The 23,109-nt window shown below is 70.9% G+C and carries 21 protein-coding genes; 8 read left to right on the forward strand and 13 right to left on the reverse strand.

The features are described from left to right. Positions 1–232: 232 nt before the first annotated feature. The 3 genes from ACFWI9_RS10040 to ACFWI9_RS10050 all read left to right on the forward strand — a co-directional run bounded on the left by ACFWI9_RS10040 (position 233) and on the right by ACFWI9_RS10050 (position 3,329). A complete protein-coding gene (locus tag ACFWI9_RS10040; RefSeq protein WP_387160417.1) occupies positions 233–1,426 on the forward strand; it encodes an adenosine deaminase in 1,194 nt (397 codons plus the stop codon). A gap of 149 nt (positions 1,427–1,575) precedes the next feature. Next, on the forward strand, positions 1,576–2,088 hold the full coding sequence (locus ACFWI9_RS10045; RefSeq protein WP_387160419.1) for a SigE family RNA polymerase sigma factor: 513 nt from the start codon (positions 1,576–1,578) through the stop codon (positions 2,086–2,088). A 62-nt stretch (positions 2,089–2,150) separates the two neighbouring features. After that, on the forward strand, positions 2,151–3,329 hold the full coding sequence (locus tag ACFWI9_RS10050) for a hypothetical protein (RefSeq protein ID WP_387160420.1): 1,179 nt from the start codon (positions 2,151–2,153) through the stop codon (positions 3,327–3,329). Between the two features lie 127 nt (positions 3,330–3,456). On the opposite strand, the gene ACFWI9_RS10055 is transcribed toward ACFWI9_RS10050, so the two are convergent. The 4 genes from ACFWI9_RS10055 to afsQ1 form a co-directional block, all read right to left on the reverse strand. After that, the gene (locus ACFWI9_RS10055; protein WP_387160422.1) at positions 3,457–4,104 is read right to left on the reverse strand and encodes a VanZ family protein; all 648 of its coding nucleotides are present in this window, start codon (positions 4,102–4,104) and stop codon (positions 3,457–3,459) included. Next, a complete protein-coding gene (locus tag ACFWI9_RS10060; protein ID WP_387160423.1) occupies positions 4,095–4,832 on the reverse strand; it encodes a hypothetical protein in 738 nt (245 codons plus the stop codon). Before ACFWI9_RS10060 ends, ACFWI9_RS10055 begins: the two co-directional genes overlap by 10 nt. A 68-nt stretch (positions 4,833–4,900) precedes the next feature. Then, positions 4,901–6,562, reverse strand: coding sequence for an ATP-binding protein (locus tag ACFWI9_RS10065; RefSeq protein WP_387160425.1), 1,662 nt, complete (start codon positions 6,560–6,562; stop codon positions 4,901–4,903). After that, complete coding sequence (gene afsQ1, locus ACFWI9_RS10070; RefSeq protein WP_387160426.1) at positions 6,559–7,236, reverse strand: two-component system response regulator AfsQ1; 678 nt, start codon at positions 7,234–7,236, stop codon at positions 6,559–6,561. The genes ACFWI9_RS10065 and afsQ1 overlap by 4 nt, the downstream gene beginning before the upstream one ends. A 219-nt stretch (positions 7,237–7,455) precedes the next feature. Between afsQ1 and ACFWI9_RS10075 the strand changes: the two genes are divergently transcribed. After that, a complete protein-coding gene (locus ACFWI9_RS10075; protein ID WP_387160428.1) occupies positions 7,456–8,223 on the forward strand; it encodes a SigE family RNA polymerase sigma factor in 768 nt (255 codons plus the stop codon). A 216-nt stretch (positions 8,224–8,439) separates the two neighbouring features. Here ACFWI9_RS10075 and ACFWI9_RS10080 read toward each other — a convergent pair whose 3' ends face one another. Next, positions 8,440–9,156: a uridine kinase gene (locus tag ACFWI9_RS10080; protein WP_387160429.1), complete on the reverse strand. Its 717-nt coding sequence runs from the start codon at positions 9,154–9,156 to the stop codon at positions 8,440–8,442. Positions 9,157–9,213: 57 nt separating this feature from the next. Between ACFWI9_RS10080 and ACFWI9_RS10085 the strand changes: the two genes are divergently transcribed. Continuing rightward, complete coding sequence (locus ACFWI9_RS10085) at positions 9,214–9,615, forward strand: hypothetical protein (protein WP_387160430.1); 402 nt, start codon at positions 9,214–9,216, stop codon at positions 9,613–9,615. Between the two features lie 125 nt (positions 9,616–9,740). Here ACFWI9_RS10085 and ACFWI9_RS10090 read toward each other — a convergent pair whose 3' ends face one another. Genes ACFWI9_RS10090 through deoC form a run of 3 tightly spaced genes read right to left on the reverse strand, consistent with a single transcriptional unit; the run spans position 9,741 to position 13,047 of the window. Continuing rightward, on the reverse strand, positions 9,741–10,637 hold the full coding sequence (locus ACFWI9_RS10090) for an aldehyde dehydrogenase family protein (protein ID WP_387160431.1): 897 nt from the start codon (positions 10,635–10,637) through the stop codon (positions 9,741–9,743). Continuing rightward, complete coding sequence (locus ACFWI9_RS10095) at positions 10,634–12,094, reverse strand: aldehyde dehydrogenase family protein (protein ID WP_387160433.1); 1,461 nt, start codon at positions 12,092–12,094, stop codon at positions 10,634–10,636. Before ACFWI9_RS10095 ends, ACFWI9_RS10090 begins: the two co-directional genes overlap by 4 nt. Positions 12,095–12,099: 5 nt before the next feature. Next, positions 12,100–13,047 (reverse strand): deoxyribose-phosphate aldolase, encoded by a 948-nt coding sequence (gene deoC, locus ACFWI9_RS10100; RefSeq protein ID WP_387160434.1) that lies wholly within the window; start codon positions 13,045–13,047, stop codon positions 12,100–12,102. A 214-nt stretch (positions 13,048–13,261) separates the two neighbouring features. Between deoC and ACFWI9_RS10105 the strand changes: the two genes are divergently transcribed. Continuing rightward, positions 13,262–13,918 carry a PH domain-containing protein gene (locus tag ACFWI9_RS10105; RefSeq protein WP_387160436.1) on the forward strand — a complete coding sequence of 219 codons (657 nt, stop codon included), beginning with the start codon at positions 13,262–13,264 and terminating at the stop codon, positions 13,916–13,918. A 279-nt stretch (positions 13,919–14,197) separates the two neighbouring features. Here the strand turns inward: ACFWI9_RS10105 and ACFWI9_RS10110 are convergent, their stop codons facing one another. The 4 genes from ACFWI9_RS10110 to ACFWI9_RS10125 all read right to left on the reverse strand — a co-directional run bounded on the left by ACFWI9_RS10110 (position 14,198) and on the right by ACFWI9_RS10125 (position 19,191). Continuing rightward, the gene (locus ACFWI9_RS10110; protein WP_387160437.1) at positions 14,198–15,400 is read right to left on the reverse strand and encodes a glycosyltransferase 87 family protein; all 1,203 of its coding nucleotides are present in this window, start codon (positions 15,398–15,400) and stop codon (positions 14,198–14,200) included. Between the two features lie 343 nt (positions 15,401–15,743). Beyond that, entirely contained in the window at positions 15,744–17,408 is a 1,665-nt protein-coding gene (locus tag ACFWI9_RS10115; RefSeq protein WP_387160439.1) for a phospho-sugar mutase, read from the reverse strand. A gap of 278 nt (positions 17,409–17,686) precedes the next feature. Further along, positions 17,687–18,496: a purine-nucleoside phosphorylase gene (locus ACFWI9_RS10120; RefSeq protein WP_387160441.1), complete on the reverse strand. Its 810-nt coding sequence runs from the start codon at positions 18,494–18,496 to the stop codon at positions 17,687–17,689. Between the two features lie 257 nt (positions 18,497–18,753). Beyond that, on the reverse strand, positions 18,754–19,191 hold the full coding sequence (locus tag ACFWI9_RS10125) for a gamma-glutamylcyclotransferase (protein ID WP_387160443.1): 438 nt from the start codon (positions 19,189–19,191) through the stop codon (positions 18,754–18,756). A 195-nt stretch (positions 19,192–19,386) separates the two neighbouring features. Between ACFWI9_RS10125 and ACFWI9_RS10130 the strand changes: the two genes are divergently transcribed. Continuing rightward, complete coding sequence (locus tag ACFWI9_RS10130) at positions 19,387–20,826, forward strand: NAD(P)H-quinone dehydrogenase (protein ID WP_387160445.1); 1,440 nt, start codon at positions 19,387–19,389, stop codon at positions 20,824–20,826. Positions 20,827–21,003: 177 nt separating this feature from the next. Further along, positions 21,004–21,927 carry a DeoR/GlpR family DNA-binding transcription regulator gene (locus ACFWI9_RS10135; RefSeq protein ID WP_387160447.1) on the forward strand — a complete coding sequence of 308 codons (924 nt, stop codon included), beginning with the start codon at positions 21,004–21,006 and terminating at the stop codon, positions 21,925–21,927. Between the two features lie 453 nt (positions 21,928–22,380). On the opposite strand, the gene ACFWI9_RS10140 is transcribed toward ACFWI9_RS10135, so the two are convergent. After that, a complete protein-coding gene (locus ACFWI9_RS10140; protein WP_387160449.1) occupies positions 22,381–22,956 on the reverse strand; it encodes a TetR/AcrR family transcriptional regulator in 576 nt (191 codons plus the stop codon). Positions 22,957–23,109 lie beyond the last annotated feature (153 nt).

Below are 23,109 nucleotides of genomic sequence, written 5' to 3' on the forward strand. Positions count from 1 at the left end.
TCCGCCTCCTCGCCCCGCGTCCGCTTCGAGCCTGGTTCGCGCCGCCGCGAGGTTCGCTGTGCCGTCCCGCATACCGGCTGAACGCCCCCACCACCGGGGCAGTGCGTGGTGTGCCATGGCAGAACAGTCTCAGAAGTACACGTGTACTCCACCCGTCCGCACGGTCACTGTTACGTATCGACCCGTGATTCGTGTAGCGCCCCTCTACGCGCGTAGGGATTAGAGTGCCGAGATGAAGAGCCAGACCACGCATGTGTCATCCCGGGGAACCGCCCCGGGGCCCGAAGGGCCCACCGCGGACCAGATCCGCCGCGCCCCGAAGGTGCTCCTCCACGACCACCTCGACGGTGGCCTGCGCCCCGGCACGATCATCGAGCTCGCGCGCGACGCGGGTTACGACGCGCTGCCCGAGGCTGAACCCGACAAGCTCGGCATCTGGTTCCACGAAGCCGCCGACTCCGGCTCGCTGGAACGCTATCTGGAGACGTTCGCCCATACCTGTGCCGTCATGCAGACCCGCGAAGCCCTCAAGCGGGTCGCGATCGAATGCGCGGAGGACCTGGCCGAGGACGGCGTGGTCTACGCGGAGGTGCGCTACGCGCCCGAGCAGCACCTGGAAGCCGGACTGACCCTCGAGGAGGTCGTCGAAGCCGTCAACGAAGGCTTCCGTGAAGGCGAACGGCGTGCCCGCGCGAACGGACACCGCATCCGCGTTGGGGCCCTGCTCACGGCGATGCGGCACGCGGCACGCGCGCTGGAGATCGCCGAACTCGCCAACACCTACCGGGATTCCGGTGTCGTCGGCTTCGACATCGCCGGTGCCGAGGCGGGCTTCCCGCCCACCCGCCACCTCGACGCGTTCGAGTACCTCAAGCGCGAGAACAACCACTTCACCATCCATGCCGGTGAGGCCTTCGGCCTGCCGTCGATCTGGCAGGCGCTCCAGTGGTGCGGTGCCGACCGGCTCGGCCACGGCGTGCGGATCATCGACGACATCGAGGTCGCCGACGACGGCACGGTGAAGCTCGGCCGACTCGCCGCGTACGTGCGCGACAAGCGCATCCCGCTGGAGCTGTGTCCGACGTCCAACCTGCAGACCGGCGCCGCGGCTTCGTACGAGGAGCACCCGATCGGGCTGCTGCGGCGGCTGCACTTCCGCGCGACGGTCAACACCGACAACCGGCTGATGAGCAACACCAGTATGAGCCGCGAGTTCGAGCTGCTGACCGGAACCTTCGGCTACACCCTCGATGACATGCAGTGGTTCACCGTCAATGCGATGAAGTCCGCGTTCATCCCATTTGATGAGCGGCTCGCGATGATCAACGATGTGATCAAGCCCGGCTACGCGGAGCTGAAGTCAGAGTGGCTGTTCCGGCAGACCGAGGCCGCCGCGAGCGGAGGGCGTTCGGAAGACGAAGGCTGAGCGGACGAGGTGAGGGCCGGGCGTCGTGGCACGCCCGGCCTTCTGCTGGAGAAGTCGGGTGAAACATTCAGCAGGGGGTGGGGCGTCGAAACAGATGGAGGACGTCGCAAGCGGCACAGGCGACACCATGGAGCATGAAGGGGGAGGGCATGAGATCGGCCCGCGCGGACGAGTTCAGGGACTTCGCGGTCAGCCGCGCCGGGCATCTCTACCGCTCCGCGTGTCTGCTGACCAGTGGCGACACTCATCTCGCCGAGGACCTCGTCCAGGAGACACTCGGCCGGATGTACGCGATGTGGAGCCGGATCGCCCGGATCGACAACCCCGCCGCCTATGCCCAGACCGTCCTCGTACGCACCTTCCTCAGCCACCGCAGGCTGCGCTCCACGGGGGAGCGGCCGCTGGCGGAACTGCCCGACACCGCCTTCAGCCACGGCGACGACCCGGCGCTGAGGATCGCCCTGCTCGACGCGCTGGCGGAGCTCGCGCCCAAGGACCGCGCCGTGGTGGTGCTCCGGTACTGGGAGGACCGCACCATCGAAGACACCGCCGACGCGATGCAGGTCAGCTCCGCCGCGGTCCGCACCCGTTCGACCCGGGCCCTGGCCCGGTTGCGTGAGCGGCTGGGCGACAGCCGCTCCGAGCTGGTCGCGGCTCTGTAGCCCGTCCGTCGTTCTTCGACCCCTTTTCATGTTCGGCCCAGATCAGGAGCTGGTGGTTCCGCATGCCCTTTGAAGACGAACTCGGCAAGGTGCTCCAGAACACCGGGGGCACGTTCGCCGCGGACCATCGCGCCCTCGTGGCAGGCGGTCTGACCCGGGGCCGCCGCCGGGTGGCCCGCCGGCGCGCGGGCATCGTGGTCGGCAGCACCCTGGCCGTGGCGCTGATCGCCACCGGTGGGGCGTATCTGAGTGGTGGCGAACGCGCCGACGAGTCCGCAGCGACGCCCGGGCCCGCTCAGGACTACGGCCACTTCGCGATCACCGCCGAGGAGATCGGCGGCATCCTGGAGAACGCCATGAACAGGTCCGGGATCGCTGTCATGAAACCCGATGTGGACAGCTTGGGCAGCACCGACGCGGCCAGGCCCGCGACCGCGTCCATCGTCTTCGACACCAGCTTCGGTGAGGAGAAGGTCACGCTGTCCGTACGCCGCGCCGACCCTTCGGACGCCGGGGTGAAGAAGCTGCTCGTCTGCCCGGACAAGAAGGGCTCACCGTACGAGGAGTGCACCAACCAGCCAGGCGACCGTGCCGTGAAGGGCTACACGGAAGCGGGCAAGGCCGCCGGCATCAAGAAGTGGGCGGTCACCACGGTCTCACCGAACGGCTACGTCATCGAGACCAGCACCCAGAACGTGCAGGTTGCCGGTTCTGTCCCACCTCAGGGCCACAACCCGCGCATGAACCCCGGCAAGCTGCGCCATCTGGCGATGTTCGTCGACGGCTCTCTCACTCCCGGCGGAGAGCCGAACGCCTTCGGCACGGTGGTGCCGGGTTCCGAGGCGGAGCCGGGCGACATGCTGCCCATTCTCAAGTACCTGCTGCCCCAGCGGCTGAAGGTGTCTTCGGAGGGCGCTTCCGGCGCCGAGGGGCATGTCGTGGTGTCCGACGGAAGCGGAGCCGAGACCTATGTCGACGCGACCCGGTGGGCGGCCGTCACCATGGTGGACGCCAAGGTGCTGCCCGACGGGACCAAGATCAGCGCCCGGAGCCGGCCGGGCAGCCAGCCCGGGGTCATCGAACTGCAGGTCGGCGTAAACCGGGTGAACGGTCTGAGCATGATCTTCAGGGCGTACAACGCCCCGACCCCGAAGTCCGCGAAGCGAGGAGCCGCTCCGCTCATCACGCTGGAGGAGCTCAAGGCCATCGCCCTCAGCAGGACGTGGCTCACGGCCCGTTGACCAACGGCCGTCCGACGTGTGCGGGGACCCCGACGGGGGTGGGGTCCCCGCACCTCTTCTGCCTTTGATCCGCTGCCCGGACAGGCCCTGCGGGCTCGCGGGGCCATGGGCCTGCCGACCCGCGGTCCTACGACGCGGCGCGGATCCCCTGCATCACCGCGGCCGGAGCCGCCGCCCCCTGGGCAGCGGTGTCCTCCCGGAGCGCAGCGCCGCGTTTCCCGCGGCCCCGCTCTGCGCCGGACGCCGAGCGACGCGCCACGCACCTGCGGCGCAGCCTGGCGCGGCTCGCCGGTACGACGGCGAGATGAGCCAGCGCCACACCTGCGGTGTTCAGCAGCAGCGAGTCCACATCGACGACCCTGCCCGGCACCGCGGTCTGCAGCAGTTCGATGGCCAGCGACAGCAGCGCGCCCGACGCGACCGTACGGGTCAGTGAGCCCCAAGGCGACACCATGAGCCGGCCGCCCGCCATCGGCAGCAGTATCCCGAGCGGGGCGAGCAGCACCAGGCCCTCGCCGATCCGGCGCGCCGCCTCGACAGGGCCCAGCGCCAGATCGGCCCTGATCCCGGCGAACGGCTCCAGATTCGCCGCCGTCACCCACATCACGTCGAGCGGGCGAAGCGTCAGCCACCCCACCAGTACCAGATGTGAGAGGAGGAGTACGCTCCCCGCCACGCGGAAGCGGATGGCGGCGCTGCCGCCCGAACCTTGACGCTGCACGATCCCCAAGACGACACGACCGGCAGGATCGGTTCCGTCTTGTACTACATCCATCGGGTGATCCGTGCGGGCACCGTCAGGCCGACTCGTCCGGGGTACCCGAAGCCCCCGAGGCGGACGGCCGAAGTCGCCGCAACGGCCGGAGTGACCGACGACAGCACCGACTCGGGGCGCTGCTGGGTCGCCTCCGTACAGCGGTAGGCGCGCGGCTCGTAGTCACCAGGCCCGCCCAGGACCAACCCGCCATTGGCCACCGCCGCGCTGCCCGCGAACGTGCAGACGATCTGGGCCAGCGCCGTCGGCGGCAGGTCTTCCGGCTCCCGGCTCAGGCGCAGCGTGCCTTTCGGGTCGCCGCTGCGGCCCTGCTTGACGGTCAGCGGGCCGCGCACGCTCGTGCTGAACCCGGCCTCCAACTCGTCCGCCGACGGCTCCGACTCCAACGCGTCCAGGAGAGCGGAGGCGACGGACACCCGGGTGTCCGCGGCCGTCTCGCGCACGGGCACGGTACGCTCCACGGCCTCGAGCGCCGAAGCGCACACCAGGTACACCCGCACCGGCAGCGTGCCGGGCCGCGCCTGCGCGGCCGACTCCCTCGCGGGCGGGGCGCAGGACATGCGCGAGGGCGCGGCGCCCGCGTCCACGGGCACGGAGGTGGTTCTGATGCCGCAGCCCGCGAGTGCCCCGGTGAGCGCGGCGGCCATCGCCACCGCCCGAACCGCACGCCGGGTCCGCAGCGCCCGTCGAGCCTCTCCGGCAACCGCGCGTCCAGGTCCTTCGGTCACCGGGCGTCCGGCTTCTCCGGTCGCCGCGCGTCCGGTTTCTCCGGTCGCAGGGCGTCCAGTTCCTCCGCTCACCGCGCGTCGCCCGCCTCTCCCCGTGCTCCGGTACCGCCGTTTTCCCCGTTGCCGCGGCTCCCGCCGTTCCCGCCCCGGTCCGTGCCACAGCCGCTGCCCTCGGCGATACCGGAGGCATCGCGCGGCAGCCGCAGCACGAACACCGCACCCCCGTCGCCGTCCGTGGTGTTCGCCGCGCTGATGCCGCCGCCGTGGATCAGGGCGTTCTCCATCGCGATCGAGAGGCCGAGGCCGCTGCCCTCCGAACGCGGCCGGGAGGCGCTTGCCTTGTAGAAGCGGTCGAAGACATGGGGCAGCACGTCCTCGGGGATACCGGGCCCGTGGTCCCGTACCTCGACCACCAGGTCGTCCTTGCCCGACTCCGCGCTGGTCTCCGTGCGCACCGCCACCCGGACGGGCGACCCGCCGTGCTTGAGCGCGTTGCCGATGAGATTGGCGAGGATGACATCGAGGCGGCGCGGGTCGAGCCGGGCCATGATGCCGCGCTCCGCGTCCAGTTCGACCGCGTCGAGCCAGGCGCGTGCGTCGATGCAGGCGGTGACCTGGTCAGCCACGTCCACGTCGTCCAGGACGAGACGGGCCGTACCGGCGTCGAAGCGCGTCACCTCCATCAGGTTCTCCACCAGGTCGTTCAGCCGCCGGGTCTCGCTCACTACCAGCGCAACAGCGGGTGCGATCATCGGATCGAGGCTCTCCTGCTCGTCCTCCAGCACCTCCGTCACGGCGGTCAGCGCGGTGAGCGGGGTACGCAGCTCGTGCGACATGTCGGCGACGAAGCGGCGGCTGGACTCCTCACGGGCGCTCATGTCCGCGACCCTTTTCTCCAGCGACTCCGCGGCGCTGTTGAACGTATGCGACAGTTCGGCCAGCTCATCGGTGCCGGAGACATGCAGCCGGGTGTCCAGCTTCCCCTCGCCGAGCTGCCGTGCCGCCTCGCCGAGCCGGCGTACCGGCCGCAGCACGGTGGTGGCCGCCGCCTGCGCGATCAGGGCCGAGCCGACGAGCGCGAGGGCGGTGGCGATGCCCAGGGACCAGGCGAGCGAGTTGAGATCGGCACGCTCCTGCTCCAGGGACTTGAACATGTAGCCGGTAGGACCGCCGCCGATGATCCGCGTACCGCCCACCAGATACGGCGTGTTGCCGCGCTGAGTGCGCAGCCAGAAGAGGTGGTACGGATACGAGTTGCCCGCCGTGATCGCCTGCTGCTCGTTCACCGCGTCTCGGAGCGAATCCGGCACGTCGTCGAGCGTGAAGGCATCCGGATCGGACGCGCCCGTGATCGGCTTGCCCGCCGCCCGCTCCCCGAGCAGCACCACGCTGTACCCGGCGTTGCCGCCCGCCATCTGCTCGGCGGTGGTCTGGAGCTCGCTCGCCGTCGGCCGGACGGGCAGCGCTGCCGCCCGGTTCTGCATCTCCTGACGGAAGTCGTTCAGCGCCGAGTCCTGCGTACGGGTCAGTACGGCCTCGCGGTTGAGCCAGTACGCGATCCCCGAAGCCGACACGGCGGCCGTCAGTGCGACCATGCCGAAGACGACGACGAGTCGCAGGCGCAGGCTGGTCCAGCCGAGCCCCGCGAGTATCGCTCTCTTCGCCTTTTTCCCCTTGTCGCCGGCCGGGTCGCCGGACTGGGGTACTGCCTGAGTACCTGCCTGGGTCACTGAGGGGCGTCCAGTCGGTAGCCCACGCCTCGTACCGTGCGGATCAGCGTCGGCGAGGACGGCACGTCCTCGACCTTGGCCCGCAGCCGCTGCACACACGCGTCCACCAGCCGCGAGTCGCCCAGGTAGTCGTGCTCCCAGACGAGCCGCAGCAGCTGCTGGCGGGACAGCGCCTGCCCCGGGCGGCGGCTCAGCTCAAGCAGCAGACGCAGCTCGGTGGGTGTGAGCTGGAGGTCCTCGCCGTTCTTGGTGACCGTCATCGCGGAGCGGTCGATCACCAGCGAACCGAACGAAGCCGAGTCGGTCGACTCGCGCTCACCGCGCCGCAGTACGGCCCGGATGCGGGCGTCCAGCACCCGGCCCTGCACCGGCTTGACGACATAGTCGTCGGCGCCGGACTCAAGACCGACCACGACATCGATATCGTCGCTGCGCGCGGTGAGCAGGATGATCGGCAGTTGGTCGGTGCGCCTGATGCGCCGGCACACCTCGAATCCGTCGATTCCGGGCAGCATCACGTCCAGCACGATCAGATCCGGCCGCTGCTCACGCAGCAGCTTCAGGCCGTCCTCGCCCGTCGCCGCGGTGGCCACACGGTGGCCCTGGCGGGACAGGGAGATTTCGAGGGCCGTGCGGATGGCGTCGTCGTCCTCGATCAGCAACAGGAATGGCACGCAGGCCATTCTGGCCCATGCGGGTGGTGGACTTCGACTGCCGGGCAGCACGTACCTGTGCCGGCCCTGTGTCCTGACTGTGCGGAGGCCGTGCAATCGGGCCCTGTGACAGCTCTGTGACAGTCGGCGGACACCGGCGTGAAGGTGCCCGGGCAAGCTCATTGGCACATGGCCGGAAGGACGGCCGGTACCAGTACTCCAACCGACGGGGGGCGCGGGATGAACGCACTGCACAGCACCACTTCGAGCGCAGTTGTCACGCGTCTGCACGACGTCGTGAGGAACACCGAGAAGTCCGGCGCCGTGAACGGGCGGGGGTGCGTTCGCGGCGCCGGGCGCCAGCACAGGTCTTCGACGGCGTCCACGGCCTTTATGACGATCGTGGACGCCGGCACGGAGAGTGCGGGCGCCGAGCACACGGGGGCGGCTGCGACGGGGGCAGCCGGGGCGGGTGCGGTGAACAACGCCGAGGCGGCGTTCACCGCGTACGTCCAAGAGCGCCGCGCCTCCCTGTACGCGACGGCCTACCACCTGACCGGTGACCGGTACGAGGCCGAGGACCTGCTCCAGAGCGCGCTCTTCTCGACCTACCGCGCCTGGGACCGGATCAGCGACAAGGCGGCGGTCGGCGGCTATCTGCGCCGGACGATGACCAATCTGCACATCAGCGCGTGGCGCCGCCGCAAGCTCAACGAGTACCCGACCGAGGAGCTCCCGGAGACGGCGGGCGAGACGGACGCGATGCGCGGCACGGAGCTGCGGGCGGTGCTCTGGCAGGCACTTGCCCGGCTGCCCGAACTCCAGCGCACCATGCTGGTGCTGCGCTACTACGAGGGCCGCACCGATCCCGAGATCGCGGACATCCTCGACATCAGTGTCGGCACGGTGAAGTCGAGCATCTGGCGGTCGCTCCGCCGGCTGCGTGAGGACGAGGCCCTCAGCTTCGGCCGTGACGAGGAAGAGTCCTTCGGCGAGCTGGTCGCCTGAGGGCAGTACGGGGGAACGGGGGCAAGGCACCTACGGGGGATACGGGGTGTCTTGACGGGGGACCAACGGGGGAAGTACCGGAACCGCGACGGGGGAGTCGGCGGTTCCGACGGGGGAAGCACGGGGGAGTCGCGGAGACCACGGGGGATCTCAGCGGCGCGGGGAACACCACGGCCGGCCAGGACGAAACGTCCGGGCCGGCCATGCGTGTCGGTGCTATGGCAGAGGTGTGACCGCTTCGGTGGCCCGTGCCTCGAGGTCGCGCCCCAGAGCCGCTTCGGCAAGCCGCCCGAGAGCCTCCTCCTTGCCGCAGGGATGGGCGCCGAGGGCGCACTGGCGGGCGACGATGGCCTTCTCCGCGCGCATCAGCCGCCAGCCGCGGCGCAGCAGGAACGGCACCGACTTGCGGCCCTCACGCAGATCGCGCAGCAGGCGGCGGCGGAAGGTGGTCGACGGACGCCCACGCAGGCACAGCGCATCGGCGAGCAGTCCGAGTTCCCGGCAGCGGCGCACGATGTCCGCGGCGAAGACGCCTTCTGCGATGAGCAGCGGGGTGCGTTCGACGGCGAGGGTGTCCCAGCCGGTTCGGGAGCTGGTGGCGATGTCGTAGACGGGCACGGTGGTCCGTCCCGTGAGGCACAGTTCCTCGATCGCGCGCACCGCGGCGTCGGCGTCCCAGGAAGCGGGGGCGTCCCAGTCGATGTCGGTGCTGCCCAGGACCAGCGGCAGCGTGGGGTCGTCCCCTTCCTTGTAGAAGTCGTCGAGTCGCAGCACCGGAAGACCGGAACGTTCGGCGAGGGAGGACTTTCCGGAACCGGATGGTCCGGAGAGCAGGACGACACGCGTCGGAAGGGGTTGGGAACTCACGGGACACCAGTGTGAAGCATTAACCCCCGTGGGGGACCCCCCGGTAGTCGAGTTGGTATCGAGCATCACACAAGAACTACTGTGTGTCGCCGTTCCGTTACTCCACCAGTAGTCAGGAATCTCATGGCGCGACACGCAAAGCCACGGCAACCGAGGCTCAGGGCCGTCGGTCTCACCGCCACCGTCAGCGCACTGGGCGCGGCCATCGCCGGCGGCGCGGGGGCGGCCCAGGCGGCTGAGCAGGCAGAGCCGGCGCTCCCGGCGTACCAGGTCGCCGACCTCGAACCGGCCCCGGCCGTGGGAGCACTGACCGGGGCGACGGGGACCGGGGCCGTGGGCAACCCGGTCAAGCACGTCCCGCTCAACCCGCTCGCGCGCACTCCCGTGGACCCGCTGAACAACGGCGTCGGCACCCAGATCGCCGACTTCAAGCCCGTCGACACCCGTCAGGCCACCGGTTCGCTCGGCCATATGACGGACGTCCCGCTCGCGGGCCCGGTGCTGGGCGGTCTGGGCGGGGGCTGAGCCGTGGGCGGCTGCCGCCGCACAGCACTCAGACACGCAGAGAGCCGCGGCGCCCCCCCCGGACGGAGGGGAGGCGCGGCTCTCCGGCTCTTTCGCTCCGCTGAGCGGAACAGGCCGTCAGGCCGTCAGTACGACGAGCCCGACGCCCCCAGCGAACCCGTGGGGTGCCAGACCGTCTTGGTCTCCAGGAACGCTGTCATCCGGCGCGTACCCGGGTCTGCCGACCAGACGTCGGCGACGGGCCGGAGCACCCGCTTGAGGTTGTCGGCGGCGGCGGCCTCCAGCTCCTTGGCCAACTGCTGGTCCGCGCCCGTCAGGTCGATCGCGTTGACGTCCTGGTGCGCGGCGAGCGGGGCGGCGATCTCGGAGGTGCGGCCGGAGAGCATGTTGACCACACCGCCGGGCAGGTCGGACGTGGCCAGCACCTCGCCGAGGGACAACGCGGGCAGCGGGGCCTTCTCGGATGCGATGACGACGACCGTGTTGCCGGTCGCGATCACCGGGGCGATCACCGAAATCAGGCCCAGGAACGACGACTCCTGCGGGGCCAGCACCGTGACGACACCGGTCGGCTCGGGCGTGGACAGGTTGAAGAACGGGCCCGCGACCGGGTTCGCCCCGCCCACGATCTGGCCGATCTTGTCGGTCCAGCCCGCGTACCAGACCCAGCGGTCGATCGCCGCGTCGACCACCGCACCGGCCTTGGACTTCGACAGGCCCTCGGCGTCGGCCACCTCGCGTACGAACTGCTCGCGGCGGCCCTCCAGCATCTCGGCGACGCGGTAGAGGATCTGGCCGCGGTTGTACGCCGTGGCACCCGACCAGGCGCCGAACGCCTTGCGGGCCGCGACGACCGCGTCACGGGCGTCCTTGCGGGACGACAGCGGGGCGTTGGCCAGCCAGTTGCCCTTCGAGTCGGTCACCTCGTACACCCGTCCGCTCTCGCTTCGGGGGAACTTGCCCCCGACGAACAGCTTGTAGGTCTTGAAGACACTGAGACGCGTCTGCTCAACGGGACTCATTTGCGCTCCCCCTCCGGGGTCGACGGGGCGAGGTATGCCTCCAGACCGTGACGGCCGCCCTCGCGGCCGAAGCCCGACTCCTTGTAGCCGCCGAACGGCGAGGTCGGGTCGAACTTGTTGAAGGTGTTGGCCCAGACCACACCCGCGCGGAGCTTGTTCGCCACCGCGAGGATGCGGGAGCCCTTCTCCGTCCAGATGCCCGCCGACAGCCCGTACTGGCTGTTGTTGGCCTTGGCGACGGCCTCGTCCGGGGTGCGGAAGGTCAGCACCGACAGCACCGGGCCGAAGATCTCGTCACGGGCGATGGTGTGCGCCTGTGTGACGTTCGTGAAGAGCGTCGGCGCGAACCAGTAGCCGGACGAGGGCAGCTCGCACGGGGCGGACCAGCGTTCGGCGCCCTCGGCCTCGCCGGTGTCCGCCAGCGCGGTGATCCGGGCAAGCTGCTCAGCCGAGTTGATCGCGCCGATGTCGGTGTTCTTGTCCAGCGGGTCGCCCAGGCGCAGCGTGGACAGCCGCCGCTTGAGCGACTCCAGCAGCTCATCCTGGACCGACTCCTGGACCAGCAGCCGGGAGCCCGCGCAGCACACCTGGCCCTGGTTGAAGAAGATGCCGCCGACAATGCCCTCGACCGCCTGGTCGATCGGGGCGTCGTCGAAGACGATGTTGGCGCCCTTGCCGCCCAGCTCCAGGGTGAGCTTCTTGTCCGTCCCGGCCACCGAGCGGGCGATCGCCTTGCCGACCGCGGTGGAGCCGGTGAAGGCGACCTTGTTGACGTCCGGGTGCTCGACCAGCGCCGCGCCCGCGTCACCGTAGCCGGGAAGGATGTTGACGACGCCCTTCGGCAGCCCGGCCTGGCGGCAGATGTCCGCGAAGAACAACGCCGACAGCGGCGTGGTCTCGGCGGGCTTCAGCACCACCGTGTTGCCGGTGGCGAGCGCCGGGGCGATCTTCCAGGCCAGCATCAGCAGCGGGAAGTTCCACGGGATAACCTGGCCGGCCACTCCGAGCGGGCGCGGGTCCGGCCCGTAGCCCGCGTGGTCGAGCTTGTCGGCCCAGCCCGCGTAGTAGAAGAAGTGCGCCGCGACCAGGGGCAGGTCCGCGTCGCGGGTCTCCCTGATCGGCTTCCCGTTGTCGAGGGTCTCCAGGACGGCCAGCTCGCGCGAGCGCTCCTGGATGATCCGGGCGATACGGAACAGGTATTTGGCGCGCTCCGAGCCCGGCAGCGCGGACCACTTCTCGAACGCCTTGCGCGCGGCCTTCACGGCGCGGTCTACGTCCGCGGTGCCCGCCTGGGCGACCTCGGACAGGACCTCCTCGGTGGACGGGGAGACCGTCTTGAAGACCTTGCCGTCGGCGGCGTCGGTGAACTCGCCGTCGATGAACAGGCCGTACGAGGGCGCGATATCGACGACCGACCGCGACTCGGGAGCGGGTGCGTATTCGAAGGGCATGGTCATCTCGCTCAGTCCACCGTCACGTAGTCGGGGCCGGAGTAACGGCCGGTCGCCAGCTTCTGGCGCTGCATCAGCAGATCGTTCAGCAGGCTTGAGGCGCCGAAGCGGAACCAGTGGTTGTCCAGCCAGTCCGCGCCGGCGGTCTCGTTGACCAGCACCAGGAACTTGATCGCGTCCTTGCTGGTGCGAATGCCTCCGGCGGGCTTCACGCCCACCTGCACACCCGTCTGCGCGCGGAAGTCGCGGACGGCTTCCAGCATGAGCAGGGTGTTCGCCGGGGTGGCGTTGACGGCGACCTTCCCGGTGGAGGTCTTGATGAAGTCGGCCCCGGCCATCATGCCGAGCCAGGAGGCGCGGCGGATGTTGTCGTACGTGGAGAGCTCGCCGGTCTCGAAGATGACCTTGAGGCGGGCGGCGCCCGAGGCCTCCTTGACCGCCCGGATCTCCTCGAAGACCTTCATGTACCTGCCCGCGAGGAAGGCTCCGCGGTCGATCACCATGTCGATCTCGTCGGCCCCGGCGGCGACGGCGTCGCGGGTGTCCGCGAGCTTCACGTCAAGGGCCGCACGGCCTGCGGGGAAGGCGGTGGCGACCGAGGCGACCTTGACGCCTGCCCCGCCGATGGCGGCCTTGGCGGTGGCCACCATGTCGGGATAGACGCAGACGGCGGCCGTCTTCGGGGTCGTACGGTCGGTCGGATCGGGGTTGACGGCCTTGGCGGCGAGCGCCCGGACCTTGCCCGGGGTGTCCGCGCCTTCCAGCGTCGTCAGGTCGATCATCGAGATGGCCAGGTCGATGGCGTACGCCTTGGCCGTCGTCTTGATGGAGCGGGTGCCGAGAGACGCGGCGCGCGCTTCCAGGCCGACGGCGTCGACACCGGGCAGCCCGTGCAGGAAGCGGCGCAGTGCACTGTCGGACGAGGTCACGTCAGCGAACGCGGGTGCAATGGTGGGCATGGTCACCAGGGGAGCATATCTACGCGCGTAGCGACTGTACAGTCCCGGGCCGATTCGGCCTGCGCCTCCCTTCTCCGGCGCAGTCGCTCCCCGCATCTCCCCGCCGTGGTTCCCGGGGTGACTCCCGGCCGTGTTCCGGACCGTCGTCCAGGCTGGTCGGATAGTTGTCCACAGGCTTTCCCGAGCCCTGGACGGGTGAGGCAGAATCGATGGCATGACGACCTCCAGCCCAGGCCAGGGCCCCGAGCAGCAGCACGTCGAGCCGGCGTACGCCGATCGCGTCTTCCGGTCCGCCGCCGCGATGGTCTGCGGTGCGCTGATGCTCGCGATGGCCGCCTGGATAGGCGGCGAGGCGCTGCTGCGCGGCCAGGGCCAGGCGCCCTGGCTGGCGATCGCGGCGCTGCTGCTCGCCGTGCCGCTGATCGTCTCGTTCACGCTGAGGCCCGCGGTGTTCGCCAATGACGACCGGCTCCGGATCAGGAACCCGTTCCGCACGATCACGCTCCCGTGGGCAGCGGTCGCCGACGTCAGATCCGGGTATTCCAGCGAGGTCTTCACACAACAGGGCGCCAAGTACCAGATGTGGGCCGTGCCGGTGTCGCTGGGAAGGCGCAAGCGAGCTGCCCGCAGGCAGGCCAGGGCCGCTGCCGAGGATCCGCACGGGCGCACCCGGGTGACCGCTGACGTCAAGGACACGGAGTCACGGCTGGCGCCCGCCGACCAGACGGTCAGGGACCTGCGCGAGATGAGCGAGCGCTGCGCCTCCCGGCCAGGCGCGCAGGGCGAAGCTCAGGTGCGCTGGGCGTATGAGGTCATAGCCCCTGCGCTCGTAGGCGCGATCCTGCTCGTGGTGCTGCTCGCCATCGCCTGATCCTGCATGGGTATCCCCGGCTTCAGCGGGGGAGGGACCCATAGCCACCGCACCGGAGGCGCGCGGGGTGACGGTCAGATGGGCGCGTCGTGGGAGAGCCACGGGCGGGGCACGGACCGCCGCCCGTAGGCCCGTGGGCCGACCACACCGCCGGGGCGCATCCGCTGCCCGGGCGAGTAGGTCTGCCCGGGCACGCCCTGCCCGCCGTGCCCGCACCCCAGCGCGGCCACCGGCGCCCTTCCCGCCCGGCCCGAACCGGGGTAGCCGAATCCGGCCGCGTCACGGTGGTCCGGACCACACCAGCAGCAGATACGCGCCGAACCACGCCGACGAGAGCACCGCACCGCCCAGCACCAGGGCTACGACGGCACGTCGAGCCCTGCCCACCGCCAGGGCGATGGGCAGCAGGAGGGGAAACGCGGGCATGAGGAACCGCGCCCGGGGGAAGTAGACGCCCCCGCTGCCGAGGACGACGGCCAGCAGCACGCCCGAGAAGACCAGCAGCAGGAGCGGCTGGCGGTCCGCCAGACAGAGCAGGAACAAGCCGACGGACAGGAGGAGGATGAACGACACCAGGACCAGGTACAGCGTGGGCGTCGCATCCTCGGCGAGCTGCCGGCGCAGTTGCCGGAGCGTCTCACGGCCGCCGTCCCACTCGTTGCGCCACAGCTTCTGCACGGCGAAGTACCCGTCCCAGCGGCCGATCCGGAGCCCTACCCAGCCGACATAGCCGGCCCATCCCAGGGGTGCGAGCAGCGCGCCGGCCAGTGCCCGCCGGTCCCGGGAGCGTGCGTACGCCACCAGGCCCGCCAGGACCACGGCGGCGGCCACCGCGATCCCGGTCGGCCGGGTCAGCCCGGCCAGCGCCGCGAGGGAGCCCGCCCACAGCCAGCGGTTCCTGAGCCCCGTGTAGAAGGCCCAGGCGGTGCAGGCGGTGAACAGCGACTCGGTGTAGCCCATCCACTGGACGACCCCGACAGGCGTCGCGGCCCACAGCACGGCGAGTACGGTCCCGGTGCGCCGCCCGTGCAGCAGGTCGCCGACGGCGAAGACGCCCCACGCGGCGACCAGAGACGCCACCACGGCGATCGCCAGCGCGACGGAGGCGTGGGTGCCGGGCGTCACCGCGGCGACGGCCTTCACCAGCACGGGGTAGAGCGGGAAGAACGCCAGGTTGTTGGAGTCCAGCGCGGTGCCGAGCTCCTGCTGGTAGCCGTGATCCGCGATGCCCACGTACCAGCGCGAGTCCCAGGTGGCGGCGAGCGTGGGCCACAGACCGCGGCCCTGGACATGGGCCCAGCGAGCCAGCACGAGCAGCACGAACAGCCGGACCACCACGTATCCGAGCAGCGCGGGGGCTGCCTTGCGCAAGCTCAGCGGGACCCGCCGCCGCGCGCCGCCCGGTGCGCCGCCGCTTCCCGTGGCCAGCGGGCGGCGGGAGGCGGGCACGGTGTGCTGGTGCGTCGTCGCGGTCGGGGGCACTGCGGCTGCTCCGGTGGTTCGGCGGTCGTGATGCCGTGGTCACCTTCACCCGCGCTGCCGTGCCGGGCACGGGCGGCTGCGTCAACTGCCGTACGGGATTCACCCGCAGGAGGGCGCCTTCCGTTGCCCGGCACGGGGGAGCACCGCTTGGGATCCCCGCCGAGCGCCGCGGCCGCCTCCCGTGCTCCGCCGTGGCTCCGTACCTGCCTGTGCAGCAGGGCGTTTCGCCAGGTCGGCGAGGCCTGCGCCGGCGGGGTACCGGGCGTCACGGCGGCTGGTGTTCCCCGATCTGCCGGAGGGGCAGGACCATGTCCGTGGTGATGCCCCCGCCCCTACCCGGGCGTCAGATACCGGCGGCAGCCGCCAGGTCCGCCTTGATCGCTCCCAGGACGTCGGCGGCACGACCGCGAGCGGCGGAAAGCTCGCTCGCGTCGGCGACCGGGACCACGACCTCCAGGTAGCACTTCAGCTTGGGCTCGGTACCGCTCGGGCGGACGATCACCCGGGCCTTGAACTCGCCCTCCAGGTAGTACCGCAGACCGTCCGTGGGCGGCAGTTGGGCGGTGCCCTTGGTCAGGTCCTCCGCCGAGACCACCTGCAACCCGGCCAGCAGCACCGGCGGCTGCTCACGCAGCCTGCGCATCGCGTCCGCGATGATGCCAAGGTCCTCGACCCGGACCGAGAGCTGGTCGGTGGCGTGCAGTCCGTGCTCGACGGCGAGGTCGTCCAGCAGGTCGGAGAGGCCGCGGTCGTGTGCCTTCAGCTCGGAGGCCAGCTCCGCGACCAGCAGGGCGGCGGTGATGCCGTCCTTGTCGCGTACGCCCTCGGGGTCGACGCAGTAGCCCAGCGCCTCCTCGTAGCCGTACCGCAGGCCCTCGACACGGGCGATCCACTTGAAGCCGGTCAGGGTCTCCTCGTAGCCGAGACCGGCCGCCTCCGCGATCCGGCCGAGCAGCGAGGACGACACGATCGACTCGGCGAAGGTGTGCCGCTCGTCCCCGGCGGAAACGCCCTTGTGGACCAGGTGCGCGGCCAGCAGCGCGCCCACCTCGTCACCGCGCAGCATTCGCCAGCCGCCGTCGGCGCCGTCGTCCGGGACGGCGACGGCGCAGCGGTCGGCGTCCGGGTCGTTGGCGATCACGATGTCCGGTCCGACCTCCCGCGCCTTCACGAAGGCGAGGTCCATCGCACCCGGCTCCTCCGGGTTCGGGAACGAGACCGTCGGGAAAGCCGGATCGGGCTCCGCCTGCTCCTCCACCAGAACCGGCGCGGGGAAGCCGGCCCGCTCCCAGGCCGCCAGCACCACGTCCTTGCCGACGCCGTGCATGGCCGTGTAGACCACGTGGGCGGTACGCGACGAGCCAGGGCTCAGCACCGCGTCCGTACGGGCCAGATACGCCTCCAGGACCTCGTCCCCGAGCGTCTCCCAGCCGGACTCGGGCCGCGGCACGTCGTGCAGGCTGCCCACCGCGTCGATCCGCTCGGCGATCCCGGCGTCGGCGGGCGGCACGATCTGCGAACCGTCGCCCAGGTAGACCTTGTAGCCGTTGTCCCGTGGCGGGTTGTGGCTGGCGGTCACCTCGACACCGGCGACGGCCCCCAGATGCCTGATCGCGAACGCGAGCACCGGCGTCGGCAGCGGCCTGGGAAGCAGCGCGGCACGCAGTCCGGCACCGATCATCACGGCGGCAGTGTCCAGGGCGAAGTCCGCTGACTTGTAGCGGGCGTCGTAGCCGATGACGACGAGGCCGCCGGCGTGGCCCTGAGCCTTCAGGTAGGCGGCCAGTCCTGCCGCGGCCCGGATGACCACGGCACGGTTCATCCGCATGGGCCCGGCCCCGAGCTCCCCGCGCAGCCCCGCCGTCCCGAACTGGAGCGTCCCGGCGAACCGCGCCTCCAGATCCGTGGTGTCCCCGGCCTCGATGAGGCGGCTGAGCTCGTCCCGGGTCTCGCCGTCGGGATCCTCGGCGAGCCAAGCCTGTGCTCTGGCGATCAGGTCCTGCGCCACGGTGAGTGCCTCTCTGAGATGTCGTTGTGCGTACGGCTGAGGGGTACCCGTTCAAGCAGGGCTTTGCCCCGGCCGCGGGCGGGACGTCGCGCGTCGCGCCCCGTGCGGTGCCGAGTGCGGGTCTCGCGGTGCGCCGCGCCCCGCGTGGTGCGTCCGGACACCGCAACGGCGATGCGGACGCACGGTGAACCCGCGCGCCCGCACCCGGTACAACGGGCACCACCAGGCGCGGGCACGGCACCCCGAGAGCTCGCCCCGCGCCGTGAGGGACTAGCGGACTAGATGCGGGAGAGAACCCGCGTCAGCAGCTCACCCATACGTGCCGCCGAGTCGCGTCCCGCCTGGAGGACCTCCTCGTGGTTGAGGGGCTCGCCCGACAGGCCCGCGGCCAGGTTGGTCACCAGGGAGATGCCGAGCACCTCGGCGCCCGCCTCGCGTGCCGCGATCGCCTCCAGCACGGTGGACATGCCGACGAGGTCGCCGCCCATCACGCGGACCATGTTGATCTCGGCCGGGGTCTCGTAGTGCGGGCCGGGGAACTGGACGTACACGCCCTCCTCCAGCGTCGAGTCCACCTCCTTGCACAGCGCCCGCAGCCGCGGCGAGTACAGGTCGGTCAGGTCCACGAAGTTCGCGCCGACGATCGGGGACGCGGCCGTCAGGTTGATGTGGTCGCTGATCAGCACGGGCTGACCGGGGCGCATGCCCTCGCGCAGACCGCCGCAGCCGTTGGTGAGGACGACGGTCTTGCAGCCCGCCGCGACGGCGGTGCGGACACCGTGGGCGACGGCGGCCACGCCGCGGCCCTCGTAGTAGTGGGTGCGGCCCAGGAAGACCAGCGCGCGCTTCTCGCCGATCTTGTACGAGCGGATCTTGCCGCCGTGTCCCTCGACGACGGGCGGGGGGAAGCCAGGCAGCTCGGTGACCGGGAATTCGGCCTCGGGAGCGCCGAGGGCGTCGACGGCCGGCGCCCAGCCGGAGCCCATCACCAGGGCGACGTCGTGGGTCTCGGCGCCCGTGAGCTCACGCAGGCGGGCAGCGGCCTCGGAGGCGGCGGCATGGGGATCCGGGGTAACAGAAACGTTCACGAGCAAAGCCTAGCCCGAGTTGCCCTACGCGCGTAGATGGCAATGCTCACTAGATATCCGGCCGGTTTCTCGTCGCTTTCCACAAGAACCGCCGCGAGCTGAGTCCGTCGAATGTACGAACGGCCTATCGGCCCGATACGGGGAGCCGCGTGCCCACCCCGGCGGCAGCCGGCCTGACTCAGCGTGACCAGGCCTCGTTCGGCCTGCTGACGCGGCAGACGCCCTGGCAAGCGCCGACCGAAGCCGACCGGCGCTGACTAACAGGGCCGCTTGCGCAGTTCCATCACATAATCGTGCGGCGCCCCCGCCGACTCCGCGGCGTCGGCGATCTCGCCCAGGTAGCGCGCGGAGGGCAGCCCGCCCTCGTAGCCGTTCAGCACATAGACCCAGGCCGCTTCCTCGCCGTCCAGAGTGTGCACTCGCACCCGCATCCGCCGGTATATGTCGAGCCCGACCCCCTCCCAGCGGTCCATCGAGTCCTCGTCCAGCGGCGCGATGTCGTACAGCGCGACGAAGATCTGGGAACGCGGCGCCTCCACGAGGGTGGCCAGCGCTCCCTCCCAGCCCATCTGCTCGCCGCCGAACGTCAGCCGCCAGCCGTTGAGCCAGCCCGTGCCTCGCAGCGGGGAGTGCGGGGCGCGGCGGGTCATCAGCCGCGCGTCGAGGTTGCCGGCGTACGCGGCGTAGAGCGACATGAGGTCGAGGGTACGGGAGGGGAAGCGCCGTTGGCCTGTCTCCATGGCCCGCATCACGTACCGAGCCCGGGTCTCCGACGCGCGTGGCCGTTCCGGGCTGTCCGAAACGCGCCCCGGCGCGAAGCACTTTGAAGCGTGCGGGACAATGGGTGGGACGGCACACCCGGCAGAGCGAGAGCGCGAGGCGTAACCCCAGTGACCCGGATCGTGATCATCGGCGGCGGACCCGGCGGATACGAGGCGGCCCTGGTGGCGGCCCAGCTCGGCGCGGAGGTGACCGTCGTCGACAGCGACGGCCTCGGCGGAGCCTCCGTACTCACCGACTGCGTGCCATCGAAGACCCTGATCGCCACCGCCGAGGTGATGACCAATTTCGACTCCTCCCACGAGGAGCTCGGCATCATCGTGGCCGACGACACCCCGCACCTCGAGCAGGCCGCGCGGATCGTGGGTGTCGACCTCGGCAAGGTCAACCGACGGGTCAAGCGCCTCGCGCTCGCCCAGTCGCACGACATCACCGCGTCCGTCACCCGGGCGGGTGCCCGTGTCATGCGCGGTCGCGGCCAGCTCAACGGCCGGCAGGCCACCGACGGCTCCCGCCAGGTCATCGTCACGGCGGCGGACGGCACCGAGGAGACCCTCACGGCCGACGCGGTGCTGATCGCCACCGGCGGTCACCCGCGTGAGATCCCCGACGCGCAGCCCGACGGCGAGCGCATCCTGAACTGGACCCAGGTCTACGACCTCACCGAGCTCCCCGAGGAGCTGATCGTGGTGGGTTCCGGTGTCACGGGCGCCGAGTTCGCGGGCGCGTACCAGGCGCTGGGCTCCCGGGTCACCCTCGTCTCCTCCCGCGACCGCGTGCTCCCGGGCGAGGACCCGGACGCCGCGGCCGTGCTGGAGGACGTCTTCCGGCGCCGTGGCATGAACGTCATGGCACGCTCCCGCGCCCAGTCCGCCAAACGGGTGGGCGACCGGGTGGAGGTGACCCTCGCGGACGGCCGGGTCATCTCGGGTACGCACTGCCTGATGGCCGTCGGCGCGATCCCCAACTCCGCCGGAATGGGCCTGGAGGATGCCGGGGTGCGCCTCAAGGAGTCCGGGCACATCTGGACCGACAAGGTCTCCCGCACCTCCGCGCCCGGTGTGTACGCGGCCGGCGACGTCACCGGTGTCTTCGCGCTGGCCTCGGTCGCCGCGATGCAGGGCCGGATCGCGATGTACCACTTCCTCGGCGACGCGGTCGCCCCGCTGAACCTCAAGACGGTCTCGTCGAACGTCTTCACCGACCCGGAGATCGCCACCGTCGGCTACACCCAGGCGGACGTGGACACCGGTGTGATCGAGGCCCGCGCCGTCAAGCTGCCGCTGCTGCGTAACCCGCGCGCGAAGATGCAGGGCATCCGGGACGGTTTCGTCAAGATCTTCTGCCGTCCCGGCACCGGGATCGTGGTCGGCGGTGTGGTCGTGTCACCGCGCGCCTCGGAACTGATCCACCCCATCTCGATCGCGGTCGACAACAATCTGACGGTGGAACAGATCGCAAACGCTTTCACCGTGTACCCCTCCCTTTCGGGCTCGATCGCGGAAGTCGCGCGACAGTTGCACACGCGCAAGGCGGGCGCTGAAGCCTAGGTGACGCGCCGGCGAAGCCCAGGCCAGGCATAACGCGGGCATTCGCGGGCCAAGCGGGACGTACTCCTGACAGGGCGTGGCGGCGCCTTACCACGGTGGGGTCCGTCTTGTACGGAACTTCGCCGATTCGGCGCAAAGCGCTGAAAAGTATCGGCCGGTCAGGTTACTGTCAGTTTCGTGTTCGCTGCAGAACGTCGTCAATTGATCCTCGAAATGGTGCGCGCCAATGGAGCCGTGTCGCTCCGTGAGCTCGCCCGCGTAGTCCAGACCTCCGAAGTGACCGTACGCCGGGACGTGCGCGCGCTTGAGGCAGAAGGACTCCTCGACCGCCGGCATGGCGGTGCGGTGCTGCCGGGTGGATTCACGCGAGAGTCCGGCTTCCCGCAGAAATCCCATCTCGCGACCGCGGAGAAGACGGCGATCGCCGACGCCGCCGCGGCCCTGGTCGAAGAGGGCGAGGCCATCGTGGTCGGCGCCGGTACGACCACGCAGGAGCTGGCGCGCCGGCTCGCGCGGGTCCCCGGGCTGACCGTGGTGACCAATTCGCTGCTGGTCGCCCAAGCGCTGGCGCACGCCAACCGCGTCGAGGTCGTCATGACCGGGGGCACCCTGCGTGGCTCGAACTATGCGCTGGTCGGCAGTGGGGCGGAGCAGTCCCTCCAGGGACTGCGGGTCTCCCGGGCCTTTCTTTCCGGGAGCGGGCTCACGGCCGAGCGGGGTCTGTCCACGTCCAACATGCTGTCGGCGAGCGTCGACCGGGCGCTGGTGCAGGCGGCGGCGGAGGTTGTGGTCCTCGCGGACCACACCAAGCTGGGTACGGACACGATGTTCCAGACCGTGCCGACCGATGTGATCACCCGTCTGGTGACCGACGAGCCCCCGCCGCACGACGACCGGGCGGCGACGGAGCTCCAGGCCCTGGCCGACCAGGGCGTCCAGATCGCGGTGGCCGGCGCAGGCGGTGGTCCCGCCCGCCCTCGCCATGAGGTACCCCTCCCGGGGCAGCGGCGTACGCACCCGGGGGCGGGGGCCGGTGCGGCGCTGAGGGCGGCGGTGCTGGCGGAGCAGCCCGCCCGCGTAGCAGACCTTCGCAGAAGGTAGCCTCCCGGCGGGGTACGGGGTGTCGAGGTGTTCCGCACCCCGCACGGTGGGTCGGAGTGTCTGCCCTCAGCGCCGGCCGGGCTGCGTTTTCAGGGTTGCCGCACCCCGTGGAGGCACTGTTGCACGGGGTGGTCGGGTTACACGATCTCCCGCACCCCGATCTGTGAGCCGGAGTGTCCGGCCTCAAACTCCCCCGGACTTCGTCCGGGGGGACCCCATGCCGGGCTGGAGTGGTCGGGGTTGGCGCACCCCGTGGTGGTGGGGTTGGGCCGGGTCGGCTTCCACCACCCCGGGGGCCTGCCGTCTGCGGGACAGCACCCAGCCTGGCCGGCGCTGAGGCCGGACACACGGGCCCACCACACGGGGTGCGGAACCCCGCGATACCCCGCGCCCCGTGACGCACCGGGGCGCGGAACACCGCGGAACCCGGCCACCCCGTGTAACGAGGCGCCGCTATGGGCGGAGGCCGCGGAGGGTCAGGCGGAGCAGGCGGTCCGGGAGGGCAGGGTCCTCCGGAGCCTGCTCCGCGGCGAGCGCGATCGCGTTGGTGAGCTGCATCAGGTCACCGATCGAGACATCCGCCCGCACCACCCCCGCCCCCTGCGCCCGCGCCAGCAGCACCGCTCCGGCCTCGCACAGCGGCTCGCTGCACTGGGACAGCGAGGCGGACATCAGCGCCCGCGCCACACCCCGGTACTCACCGGTGTGGGTGATGATCGCGCGCAGCCACTCCACCAGCGCCCCACAGGGCTGCTCCGCCGACGCCAGTTGGCGTGAGCGCTCCAGCAGGGACGCCAGAGCGTCCTGGAAGACCGCGTTCATCAGCGCGTGGCGGTTCGGGAAGTGGCGGTAGAGAGTGCCGATGCCCACGCCCGCGCGCCGGGCGATGTCCTCCAGGGATGCGTCCGTGCCGTGCTCCGCGAACGCGGCGCGTGCCTCGACGAGCAGCCGTGCGTAGTTGCGGCGAGCGTCGGCCCGCATCGGCCGGGCCGCGCCGACCGCACCCGCAGCTTCCGTGCTCGTGGTCATGGCACCCAGCATGCCGCAAGGCCCTGCACGCGTGTGGGCCCTGCCGGGAATACCAGCCAGGGCCCACACGGGAGCTTGCAGGTGTCAGTCCTTGATCTCGCTGAACACCGCACCGGAGGTGTGCGTGGCGCCCACCACCGGGGAGAGGGCCTT

The organism is Streptomyces sp. NPDC127084 (genome assembly GCF_042724175.1).
Taxonomy (GTDB): domain Bacteria; phylum Actinomycetota; class Actinomycetes; order Streptomycetales; family Streptomycetaceae; genus Streptomyces.

Coding starts and splice junctions, on each gene's coding strand:
- ACFWI9_RS10040 (WP_387160417.1), top strand. CDS start 233: ATGAAGAGCCAGACCACGCATGTGTCATCCCGGGGAACCGCCCCGGGG.
- ACFWI9_RS10045 (WP_387160419.1), top strand. CDS start 1,576: ATGAGATCGGCCCGCGCGGACGAGTTCAGGGACTTCGCGGTCAGCCGC.
- ACFWI9_RS10050 (WP_387160420.1), top strand. CDS start 2,151: ATGCCCTTTGAAGACGAACTCGGCAAGGTGCTCCAGAACACCGGGGGC.
- ACFWI9_RS10055 (WP_387160422.1), bottom strand. CDS start 4,104: ATGGATGTAGTACAAGACGGAACCGATCCTGCCGGTCGTGTCGTCTTG.
- ACFWI9_RS10075 (WP_387160428.1), top strand. CDS start 7,456: ATGAACGCACTGCACAGCACCACTTCGAGCGCAGTTGTCACGCGTCTG.
- ACFWI9_RS10080 (WP_387160429.1), bottom strand. CDS start 9,156: ATGCTCGATACCAACTCGACTACCGGGGGGTCCCCCACGGGGGTTAAT.
- ACFWI9_RS10085 (WP_387160430.1), top strand. CDS start 9,214: ATGGCGCGACACGCAAAGCCACGGCAACCGAGGCTCAGGGCCGTCGGT.
- ACFWI9_RS10090 (WP_387160431.1), bottom strand. CDS start 10,637: ATGAGTCCCGTTGAGCAGACGCGTCTCAGTGTCTTCAAGACCTACAAG.
- ACFWI9_RS10095 (WP_387160433.1), bottom strand. CDS start 12,094: ATGACCATGCCCTTCGAATACGCACCCGCTCCCGAGTCGCGGTCGGTC.
- deoC (WP_387160434.1), bottom strand. CDS start 13,047: ATGCCCACCATTGCACCCGCGTTCGCTGACGTGACCTCGTCCGACAGT.
- ACFWI9_RS10105 (WP_387160436.1), top strand. CDS start 13,262: ATGACGACCTCCAGCCCAGGCCAGGGCCCCGAGCAGCAGCACGTCGAG.
- ACFWI9_RS10125 (WP_387160443.1), bottom strand. CDS start 19,191: ATGTCGCTCTACGCCGCGTACGCCGGCAACCTCGACGCGCGGCTGATG.
- ACFWI9_RS10140 (WP_387160449.1), bottom strand. CDS start 22,956: ATGACCACGAGCACGGAAGCTGCGGGTGCGGTCGGCGCGGCCCGGCCG.